Annotated in this window: 19 protein-coding genes and 1 tRNA gene; 13 read left to right on the forward strand and 7 right to left on the reverse strand. The window is 37.6% G+C overall.

Annotated elements, in window-relative coordinates; translation table 11 throughout:
- The first annotated feature begins 6 nt into the window (after positions 1-6).
- The 6 genes from ACZZZK_RS17645 (at position 7) to ACZZZK_RS17670 (ending at position 8096) form a co-directional block, all read left to right on the forward strand.
- Complete coding sequence (locus ACZZZK_RS17645; protein WP_463485259.1) at positions 7-1911, forward strand: RagB/SusD family nutrient uptake outer membrane protein; 1905 nt, start codon at positions 7-9, stop codon at positions 1909-1911.
- A gap of 18 nt (positions 1912-1929) precedes the next feature.
- Entirely contained in the window at positions 1930-2853 is a 924-nt protein-coding gene (locus ACZZZK_RS17650) for a DUF5017 domain-containing protein (RefSeq protein ID WP_463485260.1), read from the forward strand.
- A gap of 25 nt (positions 2854-2878) precedes the next feature.
- Positions 2879-4963 (forward strand): polysaccharide lyase family 8 super-sandwich domain-containing protein, encoded by a 2085-nt coding sequence (locus ACZZZK_RS17655; protein ID WP_463485261.1) that lies wholly within the window; start codon positions 2879-2881, stop codon positions 4961-4963.
- Between the two features lie 16 nt (positions 4964-4979).
- Positions 4980-6167 carry a glycoside hydrolase family 88 protein gene (locus ACZZZK_RS17660; protein WP_463485262.1) on the forward strand — a complete coding sequence of 396 codons (1188 nt, stop codon included), beginning with the start codon at positions 4980-4982 and terminating at the stop codon, positions 6165-6167.
- Between the two features lie 151 nt (positions 6168-6318).
- Positions 6319-7158 (forward strand): 5-dehydro-4-deoxy-D-glucuronate isomerase, encoded by an 840-nt coding sequence (kduI, locus tag ACZZZK_RS17665; protein ID WP_463485263.1) that lies wholly within the window; start codon positions 6319-6321, stop codon positions 7156-7158.
- 173 nt (positions 7159-7331) lie between these two features.
- A complete protein-coding gene (locus ACZZZK_RS17670; RefSeq protein WP_463485264.1) occupies positions 7332-8096 on the forward strand; it encodes an SDR family NAD(P)-dependent oxidoreductase in 765 nt (254 codons plus the stop codon).
- Positions 8097-8278: 182 nt separating this feature from the next.
- Here the strand turns inward: ACZZZK_RS17670 and ACZZZK_RS17675 are convergent, their stop codons facing one another.
- The 3 genes from ACZZZK_RS17675 to ACZZZK_RS17685 all read right to left on the reverse strand — a co-directional run bounded on the left by ACZZZK_RS17675 (position 8279) and on the right by ACZZZK_RS17685 (position 10195).
- A complete protein-coding gene (locus tag ACZZZK_RS17675; protein WP_463485265.1) occupies positions 8279-8905 on the reverse strand; it encodes a carbonic anhydrase in 627 nt (208 codons plus the stop codon).
- A 45-nt stretch (positions 8906-8950) separates the two neighbouring features.
- Positions 8951-9460 (reverse strand): flavodoxin family protein, encoded by a 510-nt coding sequence (locus ACZZZK_RS17680; RefSeq protein WP_463485266.1) that lies wholly within the window; start codon positions 9458-9460, stop codon positions 8951-8953.
- Between the two features lie 126 nt (positions 9461-9586).
- The gene (locus ACZZZK_RS17685; RefSeq protein WP_463485267.1) at positions 9587-10195 is read right to left on the reverse strand and encodes a Crp/Fnr family transcriptional regulator; all 609 of its coding nucleotides are present in this window, start codon (positions 10193-10195) and stop codon (positions 9587-9589) included.
- A gap of 80 nt (positions 10196-10275) precedes the next feature.
- Here ACZZZK_RS17685 and ACZZZK_RS17690 point away from each other — a divergent pair, with 80 nt between their 5' ends.
- The 4 genes from ACZZZK_RS17690 to ACZZZK_RS17705 all read left to right on the forward strand — a co-directional run bounded on the left by ACZZZK_RS17690 (position 10276) and on the right by ACZZZK_RS17705 (position 13659).
- Complete coding sequence (locus tag ACZZZK_RS17690; RefSeq protein ID WP_463485268.1) at positions 10276-10971, forward strand: HAD family hydrolase; 696 nt, start codon at positions 10276-10278, stop codon at positions 10969-10971.
- Complete coding sequence (locus tag ACZZZK_RS17695; RefSeq protein WP_463485269.1) at positions 10968-11603, forward strand: CatA-like O-acetyltransferase; 636 nt, start codon at positions 10968-10970, stop codon at positions 11601-11603. Before ACZZZK_RS17690 ends, ACZZZK_RS17695 begins: the two co-directional genes overlap by 4 nt.
- 570 nt (positions 11604-12173) lie before the next feature.
- Positions 12174-12247 (forward strand) — tRNA-Ala (locus tag ACZZZK_RS17700).
- A gap of 17 nt (positions 12248-12264) precedes the next feature.
- The gene (locus ACZZZK_RS17705; RefSeq protein WP_463485270.1) at positions 12265-13659 is read left to right on the forward strand and encodes a tyrosine-type recombinase/integrase; all 1395 of its coding nucleotides are present in this window, start codon (positions 12265-12267) and stop codon (positions 13657-13659) included.
- Here the strand turns inward: ACZZZK_RS17705 and ACZZZK_RS17710 are convergent.
- Positions 13656-13871, reverse strand: a complete 216-nt coding sequence (locus ACZZZK_RS17710) for a hypothetical protein (RefSeq protein WP_463485271.1) — start codon at positions 13869-13871, stop codon at positions 13656-13658. The genes ACZZZK_RS17705 and ACZZZK_RS17710 overlap by 4 nt on opposite strands.
- Positions 13872-14335: 464 nt before the next feature.
- Here ACZZZK_RS17710 and ACZZZK_RS17715 point away from each other — a divergent pair, with 464 nt between their 5' ends.
- Entirely contained in the window at positions 14336-16150 is a 1815-nt protein-coding gene (locus ACZZZK_RS17715) for a DUF262 domain-containing protein (RefSeq protein ID WP_463485272.1), read from the forward strand.
- Positions 16150-18498, forward strand: a complete 2349-nt coding sequence (locus tag ACZZZK_RS17720) for a GmrSD restriction endonuclease domain-containing protein (RefSeq protein WP_463485273.1) — start codon at positions 16150-16152, stop codon at positions 18496-18498. The genes ACZZZK_RS17715 and ACZZZK_RS17720 overlap by 1 nt, the downstream gene beginning before the upstream one ends.
- Before the next feature lie 82 nt (positions 18499-18580).
- On the opposite strand, the gene ACZZZK_RS17725 is transcribed toward ACZZZK_RS17720, so the two are convergent.
- Complete coding sequence (locus tag ACZZZK_RS17725; RefSeq protein ID WP_463485274.1) at positions 18581-19762, reverse strand: ATP-binding protein; 1182 nt, start codon at positions 19760-19762, stop codon at positions 18581-18583.
- A 1224-nt stretch (positions 19763-20986) separates the two neighbouring features.
- Positions 20987-21877, reverse strand: a complete 891-nt coding sequence (locus ACZZZK_RS17730; RefSeq protein ID WP_463485275.1) for a DUF4145 domain-containing protein — start codon at positions 21875-21877, stop codon at positions 20987-20989.
- Between the two features lie 97 nt (positions 21878-21974).
- On the opposite strand from ACZZZK_RS17730, the gene ACZZZK_RS17735 reads away from it, so the two are divergent.
- Positions 21975-22826, forward strand: coding sequence for a hypothetical protein (locus ACZZZK_RS17735; protein ID WP_463485276.1), 852 nt, complete (start codon positions 21975-21977; stop codon positions 22824-22826).
- A gap of 148 nt (positions 22827-22974) precedes the next feature.
- Here the strand turns inward: ACZZZK_RS17735 and ACZZZK_RS17740 are convergent, their stop codons facing one another.
- Positions 22975-24843 (reverse strand): ATP-binding protein, encoded by a 1869-nt coding sequence (locus tag ACZZZK_RS17740; protein ID WP_463485277.1) that lies wholly within the window; start codon positions 24841-24843, stop codon positions 22975-22977.

The raw sequence follows: 24843 nt of genomic DNA on the forward strand, positions 1-24843 counted from the left end.
AAGACAATGAAACATAAATATATTTTGGCTTTTTTATTCGTGATGGGATTATCGTCATCATGCAAAAAATTTCTTGATACCGAACCAACTGATTTTTATTCGCCCGTAAATTTCTACAGCACTGCTGATCAGCTACAGGTCGCTTTGAACGGTGTTTATAGCACCATGATGTTGGAGCGAATGTACGGACAGGTGCATCACTTTAACTTTGTAAGTACAACTGACGAAATGTTGCCCGATCGGGCGACCAGCAATGAAACCCGTGGGTTGTATTACACTTATGACGCCGGGCACTCTTACGTTCAGGATTGCTGGCAATATCCTTACATCGCCATCAATAACGCCAATGTTTTAATTGATAATATTACTAAACCCAGCATGGATGAAAGGCAGCGTGGCTATATCAAGGGACAAGCACTATTTTTGAGAGCCTACAATTACTTTTTGCTCACCATTCAATTTGGCGAAGTTCCGTTGGTATTGCATCAGCCAGGTATCTCTGAAGTTAACATTCCGGCGGCGTCTCAACCGGCCATTTACACCCAGATTGTTTCCGATTTAAAAGAAGCAGAAACCTTATTACAGGGTCGCACGGCAGCCAGTTTAGGTTACAATGATCAGGTTACCATTACAGCAGTACAAGCCATGTTGGCTAGAGTTTACCTCTATTGGGCGGGTTATCCGGTTAACGATACCAGTAAATATGCTGATGCGATTACGTATGCCGATAAGGTTATTGCTTCTGGTCAGCATGCTTTGAATCCAGATTATAAACAAGTTTTCATCAATCTTTTTCAGGATAAGTACGATTTAAAAGAAGATATTTTAGAGTGGGGTTCTGCAGGAGCCGCTGCCGGAGTAACCAATAAAACAGGTAATGATATCGGTAATTTCAATGGAATCATTTCAGCTATTCTGTTGATAAACGGAACTTTTGAACAAAATTCATATTCAGCGGCTGGTTGGGTACGGATTACTAAGAAATTATTTGATAGCTATGAAGTTGAACCTAGCAGCACATTGGTTAATAAAGCTTCGCTTGATACCAGGAGAGATTGGAATTGCCCGGATTTTATCTGGACAACCAATGCATCAGCCGGAACGAGGATAAAAACAGATCGCTCAGCGCCCTGGCAAATGAATACGGGCAAATTTAGGAGAGAATATGCACCAGCAGAAATGCGTAATACCGGAACTTACAATGCCAATTGGCCGGTAATTAGATATGCAGATGTATTGTTAATTAAAGCTGAAGCTGAAAACCAGGTGAACGGACCAAACGCCGCTGCTTACGATGCCATTAACCAAGTGCGCAAACGCGGTTATGGAACCATGTACGGCAATATTGTTAAAAATATCTCGGTAGTTAATGGGGGTTCAGGTTATTCAGCAGCTAATCCACCCGTGGTTAACATTAGCGGCGGTGGCGGGGCAGGAGCAACCGCTACAGCAGTGGTTTCAACCGCAGGTGTGGTAACAGGAATTAAACTAACGACCCGCGGAAACCTAACAACTGCCGGTCCTTATTTTACCTCAGTACCTACAGTTACTATCGCGGCACCAACTACAGGGGTTACGGCAACGGCTACCGCAACCATTACTAACGGATCGGAACATTTGCTAACTCCGGGTTTAAATAAAGCAGATTTCCAATTGGCACTTCGTGATGAACGCATGCGTGAAATGTGTTTTGAAGCCTCCAGAAAGTACGACTTGGTAAGATGGGGAAATTTCGCTGGCGATTTACAGGCTTTCGGGAATTATGCGGCCGCCAATGGAGTAACTGCAGGCAATGGAAATATCAACGGATACCAGGGTTTGATTACCGTAACGCCTAGATATAGCCTGATGCCAAAACCAACATACGAGCTAAATCTGAATAAAGCACTGAAACAAAACCCAGGTTATTAATCACTAAATTATTAGGAAATGAAAAATTCATTCTATGTTATCTTAATTGCCTGCACTTGTTTTTTAGCTTGCAAAAAAGATCTTACCACTGATGTACCAACGGTTGATATTGCTTTAACAAATGCCCGTTCCACAATTGGCGATACGCTGGTTTTTAAACTGGGCGATACCTGTAAATTCAACTTTGGTGGTTATGCAGATAACGTTGTTTTCTGGGCAGGAACGCCAGGTAATAAATACGAATTTAAAACCCGTTCATCCGCATTTGGAACACCCACCTTATCTTTTACCAGTACAGCGCAATTTGGTGCTCAAAATAATACGCTCCAGGTTTTGGCTACCAATAAACTGCCAGCCAAAGATTCGGCAAGTGTGGTAAATGCAGCCTGGACCAATATCACAGCAAGAACACCCATTGCAACAAGCGCTACAGCAGTTAACACCGGGCAGGTAAATCTGTCCGATTTGGTTAGTGATGCCAATGATAGTTTATTTATCGCCTTTAAATATACGGGCCTTACCGGATCAACACAAAGAACCTGGACCATTACTAATTTTCTGGTTAATAATGTGCTTAGCGATTATACTTACAATTTAAGTTCATTGGCGGCAGATAATGCTTTTTGGACTAGATTCGGAAATGTTTGGTCGCCTGCCAGCTCGAGGTGGGTGGCTACAACTACGGCGTTAACTATTGTTGGTGGTGCGGCTACCGCTCCATCCAATATGAGCTGGATCATCAGTAAACCAATCTTTGTCGGAAGAATCGCTCCAGATATTCCAACGGCAACTGTAAAAAATATTACCGCTTCGGCATTGTCTGCCTACGCTTATAAATACGCGGCTGCTGGCAGGTACAAAATTACGTTTGCAAGTTATAATACCACACCAAACGACAGCCAAATGGTGCTGAAAGAATTTAATGTTAAAGTTATTTTGTAACCGAAAGAGTTGTATCTCATCACTTATGAACAAAATGATCCCTTCCTTATTACCGGTTAATCTGCTTTGGCTAAAGCGAAAACTTTTACTCATGTTTTTATTGATGATTAGTGTATCAGCTTTTGCGCAGAAAGAACCCTTTTCAACTATAGAAAAGCGCATCAGCGCAGATTTACAGACCGGTATTAATGATGTCTTTCTAGCAAAAAGGATTGCAAAGGATTTGACAAAATTAAAAGCCGATGGAAGCTGGACAGATATCAATTATGCCGATGCACAATATGATCCTTTGAAAAGAATCAAAGAAATGGCTATGGCTTATATCCGTCCGGCCAATAAATTTTATGGAAACACAGAAATTTATGGTGCAATAACCAAAGCGCTTCAAAATTGGCTGGATAGAAATCCAAAAAATAAAAACTGGTGGTACAATGATATTTTTTATCCGCAGGCTATCGGACAAACCTTAATTCTGATGAGGAATGCCAAAACTCAGCTGCCAGTTGAGCTGGAAAAAGCTCTAATCCAGAGAATGGTTCGCAAACTAAAAGTTGGCGATGGAGCCAATACATCAGATGAAGCTTTACATTATTTGTACCGTGCTTGTTTAACGCAAAATAAAAACACTTTGGATTCGGCTGCAAAATATCTTTTTGAACCCATTGCGGTTGAAGATGGTAAAGAAGGTGTTCAGGCAGATGGAAGTTATTATCAGCATGGTAAGCAGCAGGCCATCGCGAGTTACGGACGGGTATTTGCCGGTAATTCGGTCAACGCAGCCTATTATTTGAGGGATACGGAATATGCTTTACCAAAAGCCCAACTCGATATTTTGGTGAATTACCTAAAGGATACTTTTTTGAAAACCATTCGAGGCTCTTTTTACGATTTTAATGTGAGGGGAAGAGGAATCAGTCGGCAGGATTCGTTAAATGCCTTTGTATCTGGAATGGTGAACAAAATAAAAATGTTCGACAGGGAAAATGCTGCCTATTGGGAAGCTTCAGTATTGAGAACTTCGCATCAACGCCCGGCGACCTATCAAATCGACCCGTCGAATACGGTTTATTGGAAAAGCGGTTATACCCTGCAAGTTCGCTCTCCATATACTTTTAGTGTACAAACGGCTTCTGTAAGAACCTTACGTACCGAAAGAGGAAATAATGAAAATGTACTTGGTAAATTCTTGTCGGATGGTGCAACAAATATTCAACGAAGCGGATCAGAATATGCCAACATTATGCCGCTATGGGAATGGGATAAAATTCCAGGAACTACAAGCAGAGATTATGCTGACGATAAGGGGTCAACCATCAAAAAAGAATGGGGGATTCCTGGAACAACCAAATTTGTAGGCGGGGTAAGCGATGGTGTGTATGGCGCTTCTGCTTATGATCTGGACTATGATAGTGTGCAGGCAAAAAAGGCCTGGTTTTTCTTCGATAAAGAAGTTGTTTGCCTTGGCGCCGGGATTAATAGCGCTTCTTCACAAGCCATTATAACAACTATTAATCAATCCTGGTTGCGGGGAAAGGTTATTGAGGATAAAAATTACTTGCTTCATGATAGTATTGGCTATTTTTTTCCTGCTGGTGGAGATGTAAAAGTTACCCAACAAAACCAGGTCGGAACTTGGTATCGCATCAATCAGTTTCAAAACAGAAAGGAAGTTTCGGGGAAGGTTTTTAAAAGCTGGTTTAATCATGGTGTACAACCTCATGATGCGAGTTTTGCCTACGTTGTGGTTCCTGGTATTGGAGCAGCCGCTGTGCAAAAGTATCCGCTCGATGCGATTAAAATTATCCAAAATACAAAGGCTATCCAAGCGGTAATACATAGCAGATTGAGCATGTTACAAGTCGTTTTTTACCAGGCCGGGGAGCTTAGTTATAATGGTATAATGGTGAAGGTAGATAAGCCCTGCATTGTTCAGATCAACGAGTTGAACGCCATCAACCCGCTTTTTTTTATCGCAGACCCTACACAAGAAAACTCGAAAGTTCAGATCGAAATAAAAACCCCTAAGCTGAAAAGCAATAAAATAATCACCTGTAATCTTCCGATTGGTGCATGGGCAGGATCAACCCTAAAATACAATATCTCAAACTAAAAAAGACAGTAAAAACATGAATAAAAATAGTTTAATAGTCGCATTTCTGGTTCTTTTGAATTCAGTTTCCTTTGCACAAAACAATGTGCGAAAGCCAATGGCACAGCTTATTAGTGACGAATTTAAGTTTGCTGCCGATCAATACAAATTTTTAGCAAAAGGCATTCCTGCCGGTAAAACGCCGCAAACCTATCAAAATGGAAAACATGTTAACTATGATATTCAATGGTGGTGCAGTGGATTTTACTCGGGTAGCCTGTGGTACATTTATGAGCAGACCAAAAATGAAAGCATCAAAAAAGAAGCTGAAGATGCTTTAAAAGTTATCGAGGCGAATCAAACCTTTACGGGCAATCATGATTTGGGTTTTATGATGTATTGTAGCTTTGGAAATGCTTATCGCCTGACAGGGAAGCCCGAATATAAAGCCATTATTCAACGTTCTGCAGAATCGCTTTCTACCCGTTATCATGATAATGTGAAGGCAATCCAATCGTGGAATAAAGGTAAATATTGGAATTATCCGGTAATTATTGATAACATGATGAACCTCGAGATGTTAAATTGGGCAACGGATAACGGCGGAAATAAAAAATTTAAGGAAATTGCTGTCATCCATTCCAATACAACTTTAAAAAATCACTTTCGCCCGGATTTCAGTTCGTTTCATGTAATTGATTATAACCCGGAAACAGGTGCGGTAAAAAGAAAAGCAACCTGGCAAGGGGCGGCAGATTGTTCTGCATGGAGCCGTGGACAAGCATGGGCTTTATACGGTTACACCATGATGTACCGGTTTACAAAGGATGAAAACTATTTGAAACAAGCCAAAGGAATTGCCCATTTTATTTTAAATCATCCTAATTTGCCAGCAGATAAAATTCCTTTTTGGGATTTTGATGCACAAGGCGTTCCTTTTGCAAAACGTGATGCTTCTGCTGGTGCGATTATGGCTTCGGCATTGCTAGAACTGGTACAATATACAGCCGATAAAGAAAAAACTGAATTTAAATCTGCTGCAGAAACCATGATTTATTCGTTGGCAAGTAATGCTTACAGAGCCAAACTTGGCGAAAATGGAGGCTTTTTGCTGATGCACAGTACTGGCGCTTATCCTTTAAACAGCGAAATAGATGTGCCATTAATTTATGCTGATTACTATTATTTAGAGGCTTTGGCAAGATATAAAAAGTGGTATTTATAAACCGCTGGCAGGTTTAGTTTCTATATTTAGTTTCTGTATCCATTTCATGCTTAATAAAGTTTAGGTTTCGTTACATTTTTAAACATCGTATAAATATATTTGCGAAAAGGAATTGATTTTCGATTCCAAATCTTATCTCAAATTTTAACCAATGAATAAATTCGAAAGCCGTTACGCTCAAAGTCCAAAGGAAGTTAAACAAATGGATACCGCATCTTTGCGTGAAAATTTTTTAATCGAAAACGTTTTTGAGGCTAACCAAGTTAATTTAACTTTATCTCATTTTGATAGGTATATAGTTGGCGGTGCTATGCCGGTAAACGGAAAATTGGCGCTCCCAAATCCCGATGATTTGAAAGCTAATTATTTTCTGGAGAGGAGAGAGTTAGGGATGATTAATGTTGGCGGAAAAGCCATTGTTACTGCAGATGGTGAAACTTTCGAACTGGAATATAAAGAGGCTTTATATATTGGTAAGGAAACTAGAGAGGTAACTTTCGAATCGGCTGATGCTGCTCAACCTGCAAAATTATATTTAAATTCTGCTCCAGCGCACCACAAATATCCAACAAAAAAAGTAAGCAAAGCTGATGCGGAAATTGTGGAGTTGGGTACACCTGAAACGGCTAACCATAGGGTAATTAACAAGCTTTTGGTCAATAGCGTATTGCCCACTTGCCAGTTGCAAATGGGAATGACGGAGCTGAAATCTGGTAGTGTTTGGAATACGATGCCAGCACACACCCACGATAGGAGAATGGAAGCTTATTTTTATTTCGAAGTTCCGCAGGGGCAAAGTGTTTGCCATTTTATGGGGCAGCCACAAGAAACCCGCCATATCTGGATGCAAAATGATCAGGCCGTGATTTCTCCAAACTGGTCTATCCATTCGGGTGCAGGTACAAGCAATTATACTTTCATTTGGGGTATGGCTGGTGAAAATTTAGATTATGGCGATATGGATCACTGTGCCATTACAGAGTTGAAGTAGGAGCTTTTTATTTAACGTAGTCAAAGAGAAATAAAGTGAACGTCGTTGCCTGCCTGCGGCAAGCAGGCGAGGTACGAAGCAATCTCATTTGATAAATAAATTATGAATGAGATTGCTTCTCCCGATGAAGAATCGGGATCGCAATGACGGATTATAAAAATAACAATATAAAAATGTCAAACATATTTGATTTAGCAGGTAAAACTGCATTAGTAACCGGTTGCAAAAGAGGAATTGGTAAAGCCATGGCTTTAGCTCTGGCAGAAGCTGGTGCAGATATTATTGGCGTTTCTGCAAGTCTGGAACTTGAAGGAAGCGCCGTAGAAAACGAAGTAACCGATTTAGGTAGAAAATTTTATGCCTATCAATGCGATTTTGGTAACCGCGAAAGCACGTTAGCGTTTACAGCGAAAGTTAAAGCAGACCATCCGGTGATTGATATTTTGGTCAATAATGCCGGGACCATTTTACGCAAGCCAATTGCAGAACATCCTGATGATATGTGGGATGAGGTAATTGCGGTTAATCAAACTGCTCCTTTTATTTTAACCAGAGAAATCGGTCGCGATATGATTGCCAGAGGCAGTGGAAAAGTTATATTCACCGCATCTTTGCTTACTTTCCAAGGCGGAATTACCGTTCCGGGCTATGCTGCAAGTAAAGGAGCAATTGGTTCATTAACTAAAGCTTTTGCTAATGAGTGGGCGTCGAAAGGTGTAAATGTGAATGCGATTGCACCGGGTTATATCGCAACTGATAATACTACAGCATTGAGAGAAGATCAGGATAGAAGCACTTCAATATTGTCTCGTATTCCTGCCGGAAGATGGGGAACGCCAGAAGATTTTAAAGGTCCAACCTTATTCTTAGCTTCTAGCGCCAGCGATTACGTACACGGTACAATTTTAACAGTTGACGGCGGTTGGATGGGACGTTAGTGAGTCCTTAGTCTGGAGTCTCTAGTCCCGAGTCCAAAGTAAGAAAAGACCGATGCATGAAATTGGAAGGATAAATTTTCCAGGTTTCATACATCGGTCTTTTTTATTTTATAGTTTTAAATCGAGTGCTAAGTGATAATCTGCGGACTTTCGACTAAAGACTCAGGACTCAGAACTCCCTTCTAATAAAGATTATAAATTTCTTTGATATCCTTTAAAATTTCTTCGAAATCAATTTTCAAATCAACTAATTTACCAGTACGGATGTCGAAAACCCAACCGTGAACAGTTAATCCACGTTCGGTAATGGCTTCCTGAACAGCTGCAGTTTTAAGCAAGTTTACACATTGCTCCTGAACGTTTAATTCAACTAGTCTGTCGTAACGTTTTCCTTCATCCTCAATAGCATTTAATTCATCTCTGTGAAGGCGGTAAACATCGCGGATATTTCTTAACCAAGGGTTTAGGATACCCATATCTGCTGGCTGCATAGCTGCTTTTACGCCACCACAATTATAGTGACCGCAAACTACCACATGGTTTACCTTTAAATGGCGTACCGAATAATTTAGAACGGTCATCACATTTAGATCCACATTGTTAACTAAATTGGCTACGTTACGGTGTACAAAAGCTTCTCCAGGTTTAATACCCATCAAATCTTCGGCAGTTACGCGGCTATCAGAGCAACCGATATATAAAAATTCAGGCGTTTGTCCTTTTGCTAACTCTGTAAAATAATCTGGATTTAACGATAATTTATCGGATATCCATGATTCATTGTTTTTAAAAACGTCTGCTACATTCATGTTTCTTGCTTTAAAATTATTATAAGTTGTTTTATTGTAGATGAACTATTCTGATATAAAACTAAAAAAAGATTTTCGAATTTCAGTGAGTTCATCGTCAGTAATCAAGTCAGCACTATTAAAATATTGGTATCCTTTAAAATCCATTTCCAAATAAGCGGCAGTACGTATAAATGGGGTGGTAAATCCATCGGGTAAATCTCCATCTGTACCTACAGCTATCAACTTAACCGTTTTGCCTTTTAAATTTCTGCCTACTTCTTTTTTTGAGGTTACCCAATCCGTTAATCTATCGAAGAAATTTTTCATTCTCCCACTCATCGCGTACCAATATACAGGCGTTGCAAATACAATATGTTTATGATACAGGATCTCCTTTGCAAATCCTTCAAACTGATCATCGGGTGGATATTGATTATTATAATGATAAGGCAGAAAATAATGCTCCAATAAATTGATTTGTTGGTAATCCCGCCCTTCCAACAACCTACTGATATACTTTTGGGTGTCTCCATTTAATCTGGCGCTTCCATTTATAATTAGGATTTCGGGCATAATTGATAAACAAATATCCTGTTCAAAAGTTCAGTTGAATTTATTTTGGAGCGCAAACGAGGATTTGTTTATCTAATCTCAACTTATTGAATAATACTAAAGCTAAGCTTGTCATCCTGCTCGTTTTTAGCCCAGGCTCTCTAATACTTTCACTAAACCACGATCCTTATTTTTAGCCTTAACTTGTTGTAGGGTTCGGTTAAAGCTCCTCACAGAAATCCCCAGGTAAGCGGCCATATCTTCTTTCGAAATCAAAATCTGCTCTTCGGTTTGCAGCTTTAAAAGTTTTAATAAACCATATTCCAAGGTATAAAGCTGCTGAAAAGAGGCCCTTGAGCTGGTTTGTATAATTCTTGTTGATAACTCTTGTAACAGAATTTTGTTGAACTCGATGTTGTTTTCTATTAAGGAGCTAAACACATAATCGGGGATGGCAAATACCGTTATTTCGCTAATGGCTTCTACATTGCAAAGGCAGTCGATCTTTTTTATCGCTTCTAATTCTCCGGCAACTTCTCCTTTTCCCAAAAATTCTATAATAAAGTCTTTCCCATTTTCTTCGGAGATAAAGCATTTGGTAATGCCTTCTTTAATGATGTATATATTTTTGATTTTTTCTCCCTGCGTAATAAATCTGAATCCTGAAGGAAAGGTTTTTAAAGTTATATTCGAAGCCGTATTTTCCTCGACATAACGTTCGATGAAAGACAAAAAGACAAGGTTGGTACGTAACATAATTTACAATAAGGGACAAATGTCCTTTCTGATAGCGAAAGGTTGATTTACATTTGCAGCACTAAATTACTGTTATAACCATGAACAATCAAATTACGGTAATCGCATTTGATGCTGATGATACCCTTTGGGTAAACGAACCTTATTTCCGCGAAACTGAAGAAAAGTTTGCAGGCTTACTGGAAGATTTCATGCCCCATCACAGTGTTGTTGCAGAATTGCTAAAAACCGAAATAGACAATTTGCCGCTTTATGGCTACGGGATTAAAGGGTTTATGTTGAGCATGATTGAAACCGTTTTGAGAATCACCGAAGGGAAGGTAAATCCCGAAGTAATCAACAAAGCTATACAGTTGGGGCAGGAAATGTTAAATAAACCCATTGAGTTATTGGATGGCGTAGAAGAAGTTTTAAAAGCACTACATGGCAAATATCGGTTAGTCGTGGCCACCAAAGGCGATTTGTTAGATCAACAACGCAAGCTTACAAAATCGGGATTAGATCACTATTTTCATCACATCGAAATTATGAGCGACAAGCAGGATCGGGATTATCAAAAATTGATGAAACACCTCGATTGCAAGCCAGAAGAATTTTTAATGCTTGGCAATTCATTAAAATCGGATGTTTTACCAGTACTGGCGGTTGGTGGCCATGCGGTTCATATTCCCTTCCACACTACCTGGGTGCACGAGCGGATTGATCATACCATCGAACATCCTAACTTTTACCAAATGGAGAGTTTGGCTGATGTTTTACCAAAATTAATTGAATGAAAGAAAAAATAGATATAGATACCTGGATCAGAAAAGATCATTTTGAATTTTTTAACACTTTTGAGGAGCCATTCTTCGGTGTTACGGTAGATGTAGATTGTACATCAACTTATCAGGAAGCAAAGGAAACCGGCGTTTCATTCTTCTTGCTTTATTTACACAAATCGCTAGCTGCAGTTAACAAAGTTGAGGAATTTCGCTACAGAATTATTAATGGTGAAGTGTGGAAATACGATTCGGTGAACGCTGCTACAACCATCAATCGCCCCAACGGAACCTTCGGCTTTGGCTACATGGATTTCGACCCTGATTTTGATATCTTCAAAAACGAAGCGCTTAAGGAAATTGAGAATGTTCAACAAAGCACTGGATTAATTCCTTCATCATCGGGCGAAAACGTAATCCACTATTCAGCATTGCCCTGGTTAAATTTTACCTCGATGTCTCATGCAAGAAAATTTTCTTATCACGATAGTTGTCCTAAAATTTCATTTGGAAAGGTAAGAGATGAAAATGGGCGCAAGGTGATGGGAATTTCAATTCACGTCAATCATGCTTTGATGGATGGTTTTCATGTATCTCAATTTGTGGATGAATATCAGTCGCTGTTGAATCAAAGATCAAGAAGTTAATATTTAGGTAATTACCACTTAATATCTGCAGGTTATTTTCGGTTAATGTTTCTAACCGCAGTTATAATCCCCATTTATATTGTAGCCACCATAGCCATGTGTTGTATGGGTTCTTTATTCAAAGCATTTATGTTTTGCATGTTGTTAATCACTGCAACATTTTTGCTTTTTTTATTTATTCAATATCCGCTACCCTCCGCAATGAGCATTGTTTGTTTTATGAGTTTATTTACTGTTAAACTGAAATTTTAATTTCATTTGGTTTAGAGAAAGTATTTGCTATTTTTGCTGGCGCAAGGAGATATTTCATATAAAAGCTATTTTGATTGAAATTACCTTGAGTTTTTGCATATTAAAACATAGGGGATTAGCTCATTTGGCTAGAGCGCTTCGCTCGGCTTGAAAGGGATGATTGCTTGGAATAACATTGATCATTGGAATTTGATCAATGAGTAACAAAAACATGGGGGATTAGCTCATTTGGCTAGAGCGCTTCGCTCGGCTTGAAAGGGATGATTGCTTGGAATAACATTGATCATTGGGAATTTGATCGATGAGTGATAAAAACATGGGGGATTAGCTCATTTGGCTAGAGCGCTTCGCTGGCAGTGAAGAGGTGATCGGTTCGAATCCGATATTCTCCACGGGTTCATCTAAGTTATTGAAAGTCAATAACTTAGATGAATTTCTACCTTCAAACTCTGACACAAGTCTGCCACTAAACGCCTCGGGAACAAAGAATTCGCCCCGTCTGGCACGGCGAAAAAATCAAAATTCTTCAGAAGAAAAAGAAAAAATCAGTAGTTATCCTGAACGTAAGTTCCAGGGAAGAACTCCTCGTGGCTCTAATTTTGAGCTTATGGAAATTCCTGAGTTGCCATATACTGTCCCCCGTGTCGTAAAGGGAAGAACGATAACCAGGGTTCCTGCGGGGAGTACGATGGAAAAAGAAGTGGCTAAGCAAAGTTGGTACGTGGAGTTCTTTTTTCACAATGCGGCAGAAGAGCGGATGGAGCGGATCAGGGTGACCAGAAGGCTTAATCGGATTAAAGATCCAAGGCAAAAGCTTAAAAACTTTAATAATCTGTGTGAAGCTTACCGGATTGCACTCGAAGGCGGTTGGAACCCATTGGATGAGCATGCCAATGCTCGCCTAAAAAAGGAACTCATTGGCATCGACCTAAATGAAGCATTGGTTCTTTTTGAATCCTATCATAAAGCCAAAGGAACCAGGCCCAAATCAATCAGTACTTACCGTTCAACAATCAATTCTTTTATCAAGTATTATGGGGGAAGTAAAAAGGTAAATACGATCAGTGATTTTGAGATAACCGATTTTCTCAATTTCAAGGAAAGGGAGGAAAAATGGGCTGGGGTAACCTATAATAACTGCAGGATCGGCCTCAATAATTTCTTTCGTTACTTAAAGGTTAATAAATATATTTCCGAGAATCCTGTAACTGATTGCGAGACACGAAAAAAAATGCCGACACAGTCCCATCAGGTTTTCACGGAACGTGATTTCAAGGTTATCATGGACTGGCTTGATAAGCATGATAAATATTGTCAGCTATTTGTACGGATGATTTATTACACCTGCATCCGTCCAAAGGAACTTAGATTTCTTCAATTGAAGTATATTGATCTGGAGGAAAATATTATTACAGTACCGGGTACCGTGTCGAAGAATAAAAAATCAATCCCTGTAAATATTGATGTGAGCCTAAGAGTTGAACTGGATAAACTAAAGATAGAAAAATTCGACAAAGAATATTTTCTGCTCGGTTCTGGCCAAACATTTATCTCACGGAGTATGTGCGCAGAAAATTACGCCTATAATCGATTCAAAAAATGTTTGGAGGCAACAAATTTGTTGGATAAAAATTATACACTCTATTCGTTTAAGCACCTGTCAAACGTAAGAAAATTCCGGGCAGGATGGACCCTCGCAGAAATCTGTTCGGCCAATAGGCATGGAAGTCTCTCAGAAACGGAAACTTATCTGAAAGAACTGCTAAAATTCGTTAGGTCGGACAAAGCCATTCCAGCCATTTAAATTTTCTTAGGGTTTCTTGCAGGACTTATCAAGATCTCTGCAAGAAACCTTTGTTTTTGATTTTTACACTTTTTTAATTGATCTTCTGAAAAGTGCAAACGATGGATGTCATTAACCTTTCTAGCTAGATCTGAGATAATATCGAACAGTTCTTGATTGCGAACTTCGAGATTTGGAGACTTATCTTTGTGTGTCATAATATTTCTCTTCATTTGATAATGTAAAATTATGAACCATACATAAAAATAATCTCCCTTACCCTAGGGATATCTAAAGTTTTTGAAAAAGACAAATTAATCCCCACAGGGAATGTTGAATTTTTAGAACACATCTCCGGTTTTTAGAGGTATTAGAAAAGATTTTAAAGAAAGAAAGGTTACATATTATCTTGAAATCTGAATAATTATTATAATTTTTGAGCACAGCTCTAATCTCTAAATTAACATCAAATGAAACAACTCTATTCGGCCATTGCCCTGCCTCCATGGAATGACCTCTCCAATGCCCTAAAATGCTTTAACCGACGAAATCCTTTTGTGGGATTTTATCTGTAATTTTTTACAGTAGGTTAAATTTTTATACTCTAATATTTTCTGGCAAGCGGCTATTTATAATGCGTCTTGTCGTTTTTAAATTTAATTAACGTTATAAATCGCCCTTAAGACCATTTACATCTATGACTGAGACCAACATTATCGATAGGATTAAACTCGAAGAAATCATAAATCCTGAATATACTTTTTATATACCTTCTTACCAGCGTGGTTACCGGTGGGATATCAAACAAGTTAAGGAATTACTCTCAGATATCGATGAGGCAGAAACAAGTGGCATAGAAAGTTACTGTCTCCAACCTATTGTGGTAAAAACGCTCGAACCGAAGGCTCGTTTTGAACTGATTGATGGGCAGCAGAGATTAACCACTTTGTATTTGATTTTACTGCGACTTTCTACAGATGCTAGTACTTTGTTTACTCTTGATTATGAAACTAGAAAGGGTTGTACAGGATTTTTGCTTGCTTTAAAGGGTAATCAATCTAATTATGAGAATCCTGATTATGCTCATATTAGTGAAGCGTACCAGGTCATTAATGATTGGGCAGAAACAAAGGATCTGCGTACCCCGGTTAAACGCCATAAATATTTGTTTTATTTAGCAGGCCTATTAGAAATAATCTGGTATGAGCTTCAACCTAAAGGTGATGCAGATGAAGACCGCGAAGACTCAGTCAAAATATTTACCCGTCTAAACGTTGGTAAAATTGCACTAACCGGCGCTGAATTAATTAAGGCAATATTTTTGAGTAGTGACAACCTTAATGTACAGGCTTCATCAGATAAAATTAAGTCAATCAATTTAAATTTTAGACAGGTTGAACTAGCCAGTGATTGGAATCAGATCGAGTATGGTCTTCAGCAGAACAGTCTGTGGGATTTCATCAATCACAAAGAGAACGATACTGCTACCCGTATCGATTTTATCTTCGATTTGGTCGCTCGCATGAACGACGCAGTTCTAAGAGATGAACATAGCTCATTCCGTTTTTTTTATGAGCGTTTTGCAGCAGCTAAGATTAAACCAGCCCCGTTTTTAATGCTCCTAGAAGACGAATGGAAAGAAGTTAAGAACTGCTTTTCAATCTTGGAAGAGTGGCATGCAGACAAAGAACTTCACCATTTAATCGGTTATTTGATATATGATGGTATGGATTTACTTAAGTTATTAAAGCACTATAAAGAGGATAACAAAACCCGTTTTAAAGCAAGGCTAGCTGATCTTGCATATTCGACCGTTAGCGCAGTTGCAATAAAAGATCTTTATTATAATGACCACAATTCCCAACTCCAAAAAGTAATGGTGCTCTTTAATGTACTCAGTGCTAATAGTAGTAAGGATGTCTCACAGCGATTCCCATTCGGACTGCTAAAGAGTAAAAAAAATAAGTGGACTTTAGAGCACATTCATGCGCAGAATGCGGAAGAAGTGTCGCAAAAAGATTATGCAGATTGGATGGTTGAACATCTGGCAGAAGTTGAACGTTCAGGCATTATGGGTAATCTTGAATTGGCCGCGGAAATTCAACATTTTCAGACCGCAATACTACCTATAGCAAAACCCGGGGACCTAAAAAGTGAATTTGAGGAATTAGCTTCAAGCGTAATTGATTTCCTTTCGGAGCACAAAATACTTAAAGAAGAAGAGGAGAGTGACTTAGATCCATGGGTTGACGTCAATCATATTTCCAATATAGCGCTTTTAGATGCACGTAGTAATTCATCACTTGGGAAAAGAGTCTTTTCAGTAAAAAGAAAAAAAATAATGGATAAAGAACGGGAAGGCGCTTTTATACCTCAGGCGACGAAAAATGTTTTCTTAAAGTATTACAGTGATTATCCAAGTAACTTGTTCAACTGGACCATTGCTGATAGGAAAACTTACATGTCAAAAATTCAGCAGTTGATTGATACATTACAAACAGAAAAAATATAATGGCAAATAGCAAAATATATACGCTTTGGGATTTACTAGAAAACAATGTAGATTTATTTGATAAGCAAATTCCGCAAGGAATAGAGATTCCGATGATTCAGCGCGATTATGCGCAGGGCCGAGAAGACGTTCGAACAAAAAAGATTCGTAAAAAATTCCTAGAAGCCATTCACGGCCAGCTCTTGGCAGTTCAAAATCAGGCGGAAAATATAGAGCCACTAGAACTTGATTTTGTGTATGGGTATTTGTCTAGTGAAAAGTTTATTCCTTTAGACGGACAGCAGCGACTAACGACCTTGTATCTAATTCATTGGTATCTGTTTTTCACTCAAGGAAAGCTTTTAGAAAACTTGGATGCTTTTAGTCGAATTTCTTACCGTTCAAGGGTATCTTCTAATGAATTTTTTGAAGGTTTGAATAAGGAAAGCCATGTATTGAATCTCTATCAGGAGATACAGATGAAAATTGAGCAAGGTAAGACTTGGAATTTACCTTCAATAATCCAAGATCAAAGTTGGTTCCATGAACGCTGGATGAAAGATCCTACGGTACAATCGGCGATGGTGATGTTAAAACATATTGCCTCGAACTTTGGTGGTATTAAAGCTGAAACGCTTCTTGATAAAAATTCAATTGGGTTTTATCTTATTGATATTCCTGAGCATGGAAAAGGGGATAGTTTGTACATTAAAATGAATGCCCGGGGTAAAGGACTTACAGATTTTGAAAACCTAAAGGCATTACTTGAAGGCGCTATTCATGCTGTAGATTTAGATTTGCATGAGCGTTTTTCCCAGGCCATTGATAAAGGTTGGTTGGATAAAGTTTGGTTGCTCAGTCGTGGGGTTAAAGATACCGAAGATAGAAGTAAGGCTTCTGGAGCTTATTTGCTGGCGCTAATCACCTCGATCACCGAGCTACTTTTCCATAAAAGCAACACCCAAGAGAAAAACTTTGTTTTTTCTGAGGAGCTGATGATGAAAATCTACAGTGATAAGGATAATATTGTGTTTTTGATTCAGTCAATGGAATTTATTTGTTCTAGAAATTTAGATAGCTATGATGATTATTTCAACCAAATTTATATTAAGGAAGAAATCGCTGCTGACCGGGTTAGGCATGAGGGAGTCACGAATATAATTGGTGCAGTGTTAAATGAATCTCTCATAGATGCTACAGATAAATTGTTGTTTTTTGCCTGGTTAATTTATGTTAACAAAAAAGATAATACTGAAGTAGAAGAGAATTTAAGAGATTACTTGCGTATTTGCAGGAATTACTTGAACAATATCAATCAGAAGAGTCGCAAAAATTTCACGCTAGCAACTGATATTCGAACTGAAGATTTTGGACAGATTTTAAATGTACTTGGCGCAGTTTATCATCCACAGGATGCTTACGGTGCACTGCAAAATTCAAGTGTTAGTTCATTAAGATATGTCAAATATGAGCAGGATAAATATGAATATTTCAAGACTGATCTTGCCTTGAAATCTTTAGTTCAGCGTTTAGAAGATAATTGGTCATTCCGAGGATTACTTTTTAATGTTGATCTTAAACGATATTCGCCAGCTGAGCTTGATCTTATTGTTCCAGACTTTTTAGCTTTGATGGGTGCGAAGGATACGCATGGTCTGATTCGTTTATTGATTTCCTTAGGATACATGGGGACACATATTGCTGGAACGAGCATCGGAGAAATGCGATTATGGGGAAGAGTTGATAGATGGCACAGAGTAATGGCCTCGCCAGACGGCGAAATTAGGGAGCCACTGGCTAAGCTTTTTGATCTTTTTATTAGAAGGGACCGAAATCTAAATGTTCTGCAATTTTGTGAAAATCATTGGAAAAGTGTGCGTAGTACCTTGCCAAAAAATACTTTAAATTGGTATTTACTGGAATATCCTGAAATGATTCGTCAGGCAATTTTTACCATAAAAGATTTAGATTGGAAGGTGCCAACAATTGAAACTTTTAAGGTTTCCGCGCTCAGTGGTTATCATTGTAATCCATTTGTACTTGAGCTTAGAACAAGAGAAGACTTGACGAACGCTACACTTAATGTGCCTCAAAGCTACGCACAGTATTCGGGTTTTGCTCGTTTGAGGCTGGTTAATGGTCTATCCCTATCACAGGCTAATCACTCTTGGGTACTACATGATGGTAAGCGCATGCAGGGTTTTTGGGAACTGAGGGAACGCTTTAATTTGGAAGCTTTGGCAAATGGGGAATACCGTTTTGTTTGCGAGAATCTAATAGAGGATGTGATACCGTTTGTTGTCGCTTGCGCAGCGTTAGTTCCCATACCTTTACAAGATGAGGTTGCAGCTGCGCTAGAGGAAAATTAAATTATTTTCACTATCAAATAAGAAAAGACTTGCAGATTTTCGCTGCAAGTCTTTTTGGTTATGTCTCATCTTATTTTGACGGTTAGCTAATCAATTTCCAAAAAGCTAAATCTTCAATCATAATGGGTGGCGATCCAGCCAGATTGACAACACTATGATGCTTCTCCAGCTTTTTAATGATTTGTACCAATTTATCTTTTTGGTCTTTGTCGGTAATCGAAAATAGAGAATCGATGTCTTTCACTTTCACGTCATTTACCCTATGAATAATCCAGGTCAAGATATATTGGTCATATTCATTGTCACCCGTTGAGAAATGATTCAAGAACTGTGTAGATAAAATGGTTCCTACACCAAACTCGCGCCCTTCTTTTAGAATTTTTCTGAGCGCACCAAAGTTTTTACTCAAGAAATTATCCGCCTCATCCACCAAAACCATATTGGTTAACTGCCTGATATTACCTTCAATTCTGCTGTGTCCAGTTTTTTGCATCTGAGAATAAAAAGCATCTAAGGTGATGGCCACTACTAAGTTTTGGATGTCTGGACTATAGCCTGATAGATTAATAACTGTGACCCCATCAATTAAGTCAAACAGGGATGCCGTTTTTTTGCCATCTGGTTGGAAGATTTCAAAGTCGTAGAGCTGTTTTAATGCAGCGTGTAAACTGTCGATGGCCATCTTTTCATCTTCTAGATAAATTTCGCAAAGATCGGAAATGGTTGGGGCAGTCTTGGTCCAAGTGGATTCATCTGCTTTTTGAATCCCTTTTTCTTCGTAGGCTTGCATGATGACTTCTTTCAGGAAAGCCTTTTGTTTCGCACCTAAACCAAAGGCGTTAGAAATGGTTTCTTGAAGGGTTGAAGCGATGTGAAGCGGTAACAATGGCATTGGGTTTTGACCAATATCAATTGCCAATGGGTTATAGGGCAAGTGATAAAGTTTATGCACTTTAGCGCCTGTGGTCTCTACAAATTCTGAATTGATGTAATCACCCTTATAATCGAATATCAATATGCCGATTGGACGCTGATCAACATTGTTTTTGCCTTGGCGAGCCAGTTGGGTAATGAGTGATTTGGTGAACTGCGTTTTACCTGTCCCCATGGTACCGATAATTCCGGTATTGGTATGCATCACTTTACTGGTATCTCCTGGAGTCCAGTTGACCTCAGCGCAGATTTTAGATATGGAATGAGAGTCTTCTTCATAAAGACCACTCTCTGTAAAAATTAAATTGTTTTGTGTAATTGGATATGCCAATTAATTTGACCTCATCGGACCTATTTTTCATTATTTGGCAATATATCGGAAAACTGTTTTAAAATTACATGATTTTTGCCTGTATGGTGTCAATTGCAAACGGATTGCCCAGTTAGTAGTGACTCAGTTTTGATGAGCATTAAAGGCATCAGTTTTTTTATGGTGCGTTCTCATCCTACAAAACACAGGATTGCGCACTTAAGTACCAATTAGTATTATTGATACTTCGCATATTTGATTTTAATCCATTAATTATGATCACTCAAAATCAAATGTGCAGTTATAGACCAAGAATTAAATCTGGATCTTCTATTTATTATCGACAAATCCGGGTAAATCTACGGACCAAAATAACCTACATTCCAATTACTGAAGCCACCTTCAAAGCCTACATTTTCCAAAAAAGAAATTATAATAAGCACTTCAAATTAGAGTTAATTGCAGCAATACTTTAACCACTCGGGTGTTTTGCAAGATGTATTTTTGTATACACAAAAAAATCTTGCGCCCTTGTGGTCGGGCATTTTTCTCGGAACTCGAAAATGCTGAAGCCAATTTAAAAAGCAAGATTATGCAAGGAAGAAATCTAAAAATCCAGAACAGCTGCTGACTCATCCGATTATTTTAAGGGTCATGAAGATACCTATAAACGGTTGGAAAAAATCCTGATCAACGGTAATTGTCAATCGATAGGAGAGGTTGCAAGAAATATTCTGTCAAAAGAAAAAATCCTGATGCTAACCAGGGATATTACGATGAATGCTCCAATGGAGTGGATAAACCAGAATAGATTGACCCCGTCTCACTAGAAATATATTCACTGTAAATTATTGTTTATCTTTACATTGGTGTTTTGGCGGAAAGGGGTCAATTGGATTGGTTTTTCTAGATAATGTGTATTTTTCAGCAAGTCCCTGATTTCAGGGGGTAGGAGTTGCATTACAATCTGATCCGTTGTTTGAACTATTTTTCTGGGCGCACTTGTTTTCTTTTTCCCATAGAATTTTTTTGGCAATTTATGGTAAGCTAAACGCTAAAAATCCCAAGTCTGAAATTGAAAAGATAATTTGATGAAGTAAATTTAAAGGATAACTGCTTTTAAATCAATAGGTAATGTATCAATATTTTCCATGTGGAAAAGGAAGGTTATCAACTGTGTACTCTGATAGGAATATAAAACGCAATGAATGGGTATGATAAAAATAGAGTTGGTGTTTTATTAGTTTACAAGTCAAATTCCATTGTGAGCTTTGGGACGTTTAATACCTTGAACGTAGGTTTTTCTTTGTCAATAGCTTGAAGAGATTCGTGTTTGCCATCAATTACATCAATAAGAAAATCTGTTTTAAAAGTTTTATAATCCTTAGTCGAAATTAACCTTTTAGTTTTTCCTAAGACATCTTCTAATGAAATCGTATTACCAATCATTTCTTTCTTGAGAAGTCGTAACACCACATTTGTGAATTCCAAGTAACTATCAAGTGGCATGTCTAATTTTCCTTTAATTAATTTATCATTGATAAAGAGATTACTTAGTAGGTGATTAATTATTCTTAGTAGAATATCCAGTTGTTCCTGCTTTGGCGTTTCAATCTCATGAAGTGCATTGTTACCCAGAAACCTTGCTGAATGCAATCTTCGGGATTCACTCTTGCTTAGATGTCCACCCTCGAATAACAGATTAATCCGAGTTTCCAAATTGGCTTTACTGATTTTTAAATGATTACATATTGCTTCTATAATTGCCCTAAACCCCGCAGCAGCCAATAATAAAGCATCTACCTTTAGTGCATTTATTGTCTCCTTGTAAAGATTTTTGATTACTTCTGGAATTTGATAAACATTTCTGAGCTCTTCACCAACCTTTAGGTAAGGAGGGTAGATATCACTATTTTCATAATATTCAGGTTCGCCATGCGAATCTTCCCTCATCATGAAGTTATCACCGTATTTTTCTAAAAATGAAATGTTTTCGCAACCAGCACATTCTATAATTTGGTACCTACGAATCCATTGAAAATTATATTCATCTTCACCTCCAGTAATCTTTTTCTCAAAAAGCTGAATATGGTTTCTTAAGCCACCACATTTCTGACAGAAATACTTTTCATCCATCTGGGAAAATAAAGAAAAAAATTTAAAAATATTATTTCTTCAGGTAGATATTGAACACTTCAAGAAAATACTTATCTTCAACTATTTAACTCTCTCAATGAAGACCAACAACAAATATTCTTTAGCAGCTTATTTAAGTGCACTTATCGCAATTGTAATTTTATGGTGGTTCTATCCGCCGTTAGTCAACCTGCTCGAAAGTGATTCTTATGATCTGGATTCTACAGTAGAGCGTTTAGACACGCTATTTTCCGCACTCGCATTTGCAGGCCTTATCATCACGCTCTATTATCAAAGAAGAGATTTTGTGGATAGTCGAAAGTATTCTAATATCAATGAATTTATTGAATTGCATAAATTTTTTATGTCCACAGAATTTAGGCTTACTCGAAGACAGGCTTGGGCAACTTTGAAGAAATGTTTACAATATGAAGAGTATGCCAATTTTGTTCTAGGAGAAGCGTATATCAATAGGTATGTAGACAAGTTTTCTGAAAAAGAAATCTTTAAGAAATTCAAACATGTATATGATCAGCAGTTTAAAAGTGCTTCAGAATTTTATATTCATGATTCAGAACAGCGGCATAAATTGGATGATTTGATTGGTTTTTATCAGTTGTTATCGATGAAAAAATCATCAAATAAGTATTTCGATACATTAGATTTCTATTATGATTCTTACAGACCGCTCCTTTATTGGTATGCGTATAAGTCTAAAGAATTATATGAGCGGAATGAAGTGAATTCGTATTACAACAATCCACCCGGATTGTTGGATGCGCTTGAACGGTTAGATAAAAATTATTTTCAACCAGAAAACCCAGAAAAAAAAGAGCCAACCGTGGAGACTATATATAATCATCCCATTATCATGAATATGTCTGCAAAAACTAAAACTCAAAACCAATCAACTGTTCTCAATCTATTATCTGGTTTTTTTAAGGCTTGATCATGTCACCATTAAATATTTTTTTATACTATGCTAAACATTCTCTTGTTTTCTGATAATGGAAATTGAGATTCATCATTCGTATCAATATTCTTAAATTACTGCTATTTTGAAAACTGCAACTTATAATGATTCATTATTTGATGGGCTAACCCCTCCAGTTTACGGTAAGACACATAGTTTCATTGAATGGCCTGAATTGTTCAGATATTTTCTCAACTTCGATTACAATTGGCAATTGAGCTGCTAATCCAGCAAGAATACATGTTCCTTGTGGAAGTATTGGTAGCGAATCGAAAGAAACTTTATCGAGATACGAGATTGTCTTCTCTACCGCCTCAATATCCTTATTGTTAATTAAACGATGCAAAAAGTAATTATGTAATTGGGAGATTATTGTTGTCGAGATGTCTGATGGTCTTTGGCTTGCGATTGTCAAAAAAACTCCAAATTTTCGACCTTCCTTTATTATTTCTTCAAATGTTTCTAATCGGTGATCTTTCCATGTCTCGTTTTCACGTTCAGAATTATATGATAATATATTATGAGCTTCATCTATGATGATATTTAGGTATTTGTGTTTTTCAAATTTTTCCTTTTTATCTTCATAAACCTGTTTGCAAATAATCATGGGCAATATCTTTCTCATTTGCATATTGACATCTTTGAGCGAAATTATTGAAAGAATTGCATCATCCTTTAAATTTGGGTCAACCGTTATTACTTTCTCTAAATCTGAAATTCTATCGTCTAATCTTCCCATTACAGGACCAATATGCTCTTTGTTTGAAAAGCCTTTTTGGACTTCATGGTAAAAATTAAAAATAATTTTTAGGCGAATAATGTGGATTTCTGAGAGATTAGTAATGTCTGGTGTTAATGCATGTGTTTTTTCAGTTATTACTTTAGTAATGAACTCAGCATCTGAAGATTTTATGCCACCATATATGTAAACCTTTTCTCTGGGTGTGAAGTTCAAGTTTTTCCTATAGTCAGAGAAGAGAGCTTTAAATCCATCGATTTTGTTTTCTAATCCGAAACGCGATAGTTCTTCCATAAAAGTGAACGCCATATTACGTTCCTGGTTTTGTTCTACTTTAGTGAAGATGCTTTGCAGCGTTACAGATATCAGTTTTCTAAAACCATCATTAGTACGAATATTATTATCGATAAATTCATTTTTAAGTGTTCTAGACACAAATGGTGTCTGTGTTTTTTCAGTACAATGCAAAATTAATGACCAGAATTGTTCGTCTTTTAGTGTTCTTGGCAATACAGGAAATTTTAATTTACTTCCATTTCGGCCGGTTGAAAGTCTATATATGCGTTTATATCTTTCGTTAATTATCACATCATCTTTAACATTTTGCTCAACTTTTGGCAATGCATATTCTCCATTAAAATCAATTAGTAGGAATCGAGCATTCTGCTGAAATTTTTTTTCATCCTTAAATTTATTAATGATCTCATGATAGAGCTTAGCCAGCGTATAGGATTTACCGGAGCCCGTATTTCCGAATATACCGATGTGACTAGCCATTAACCTATCTATACTTAATTCTATCGCTTTTCCTTTTTCTTGAGCTAAATTTCCAAGAACAAATGTTTCCTCCCCGTCATGAACAAATTTATGAACCAGGTTAAATTCGGATTGTGTTAATAAGAAAACTTCGTTATCAATCAATGGTAACTCTTTTATTCCTTGTTTGAAAGTTTTCGATTCTAAGAAGCCAACTAAGCTAATTTGTAGAATTCTTTTAACTTTTTGCTGTTGCTTGACATAAGGTGTTTGTATTAAGATCTTATCCTGAGTGATAAACTCACCTTCAATCTTGCCAACAAGATGCGAAAATCCCTTTGCTATTTTAATGTAACTACCTACAGAAACATTTTTTATAAGTTCTCCCCTGAAGAGCAAATGGGATACATTTTTACTGGTATCTACCTGCAACTCAACACTACGGCCTCGGACTGCGGTAACGACACCGATTTTAATTACTGAATCAATTTCTTCCAT

The sequence above is a fragment of the Pedobacter sp. AC163 genome, assembly GCF_979258665.1.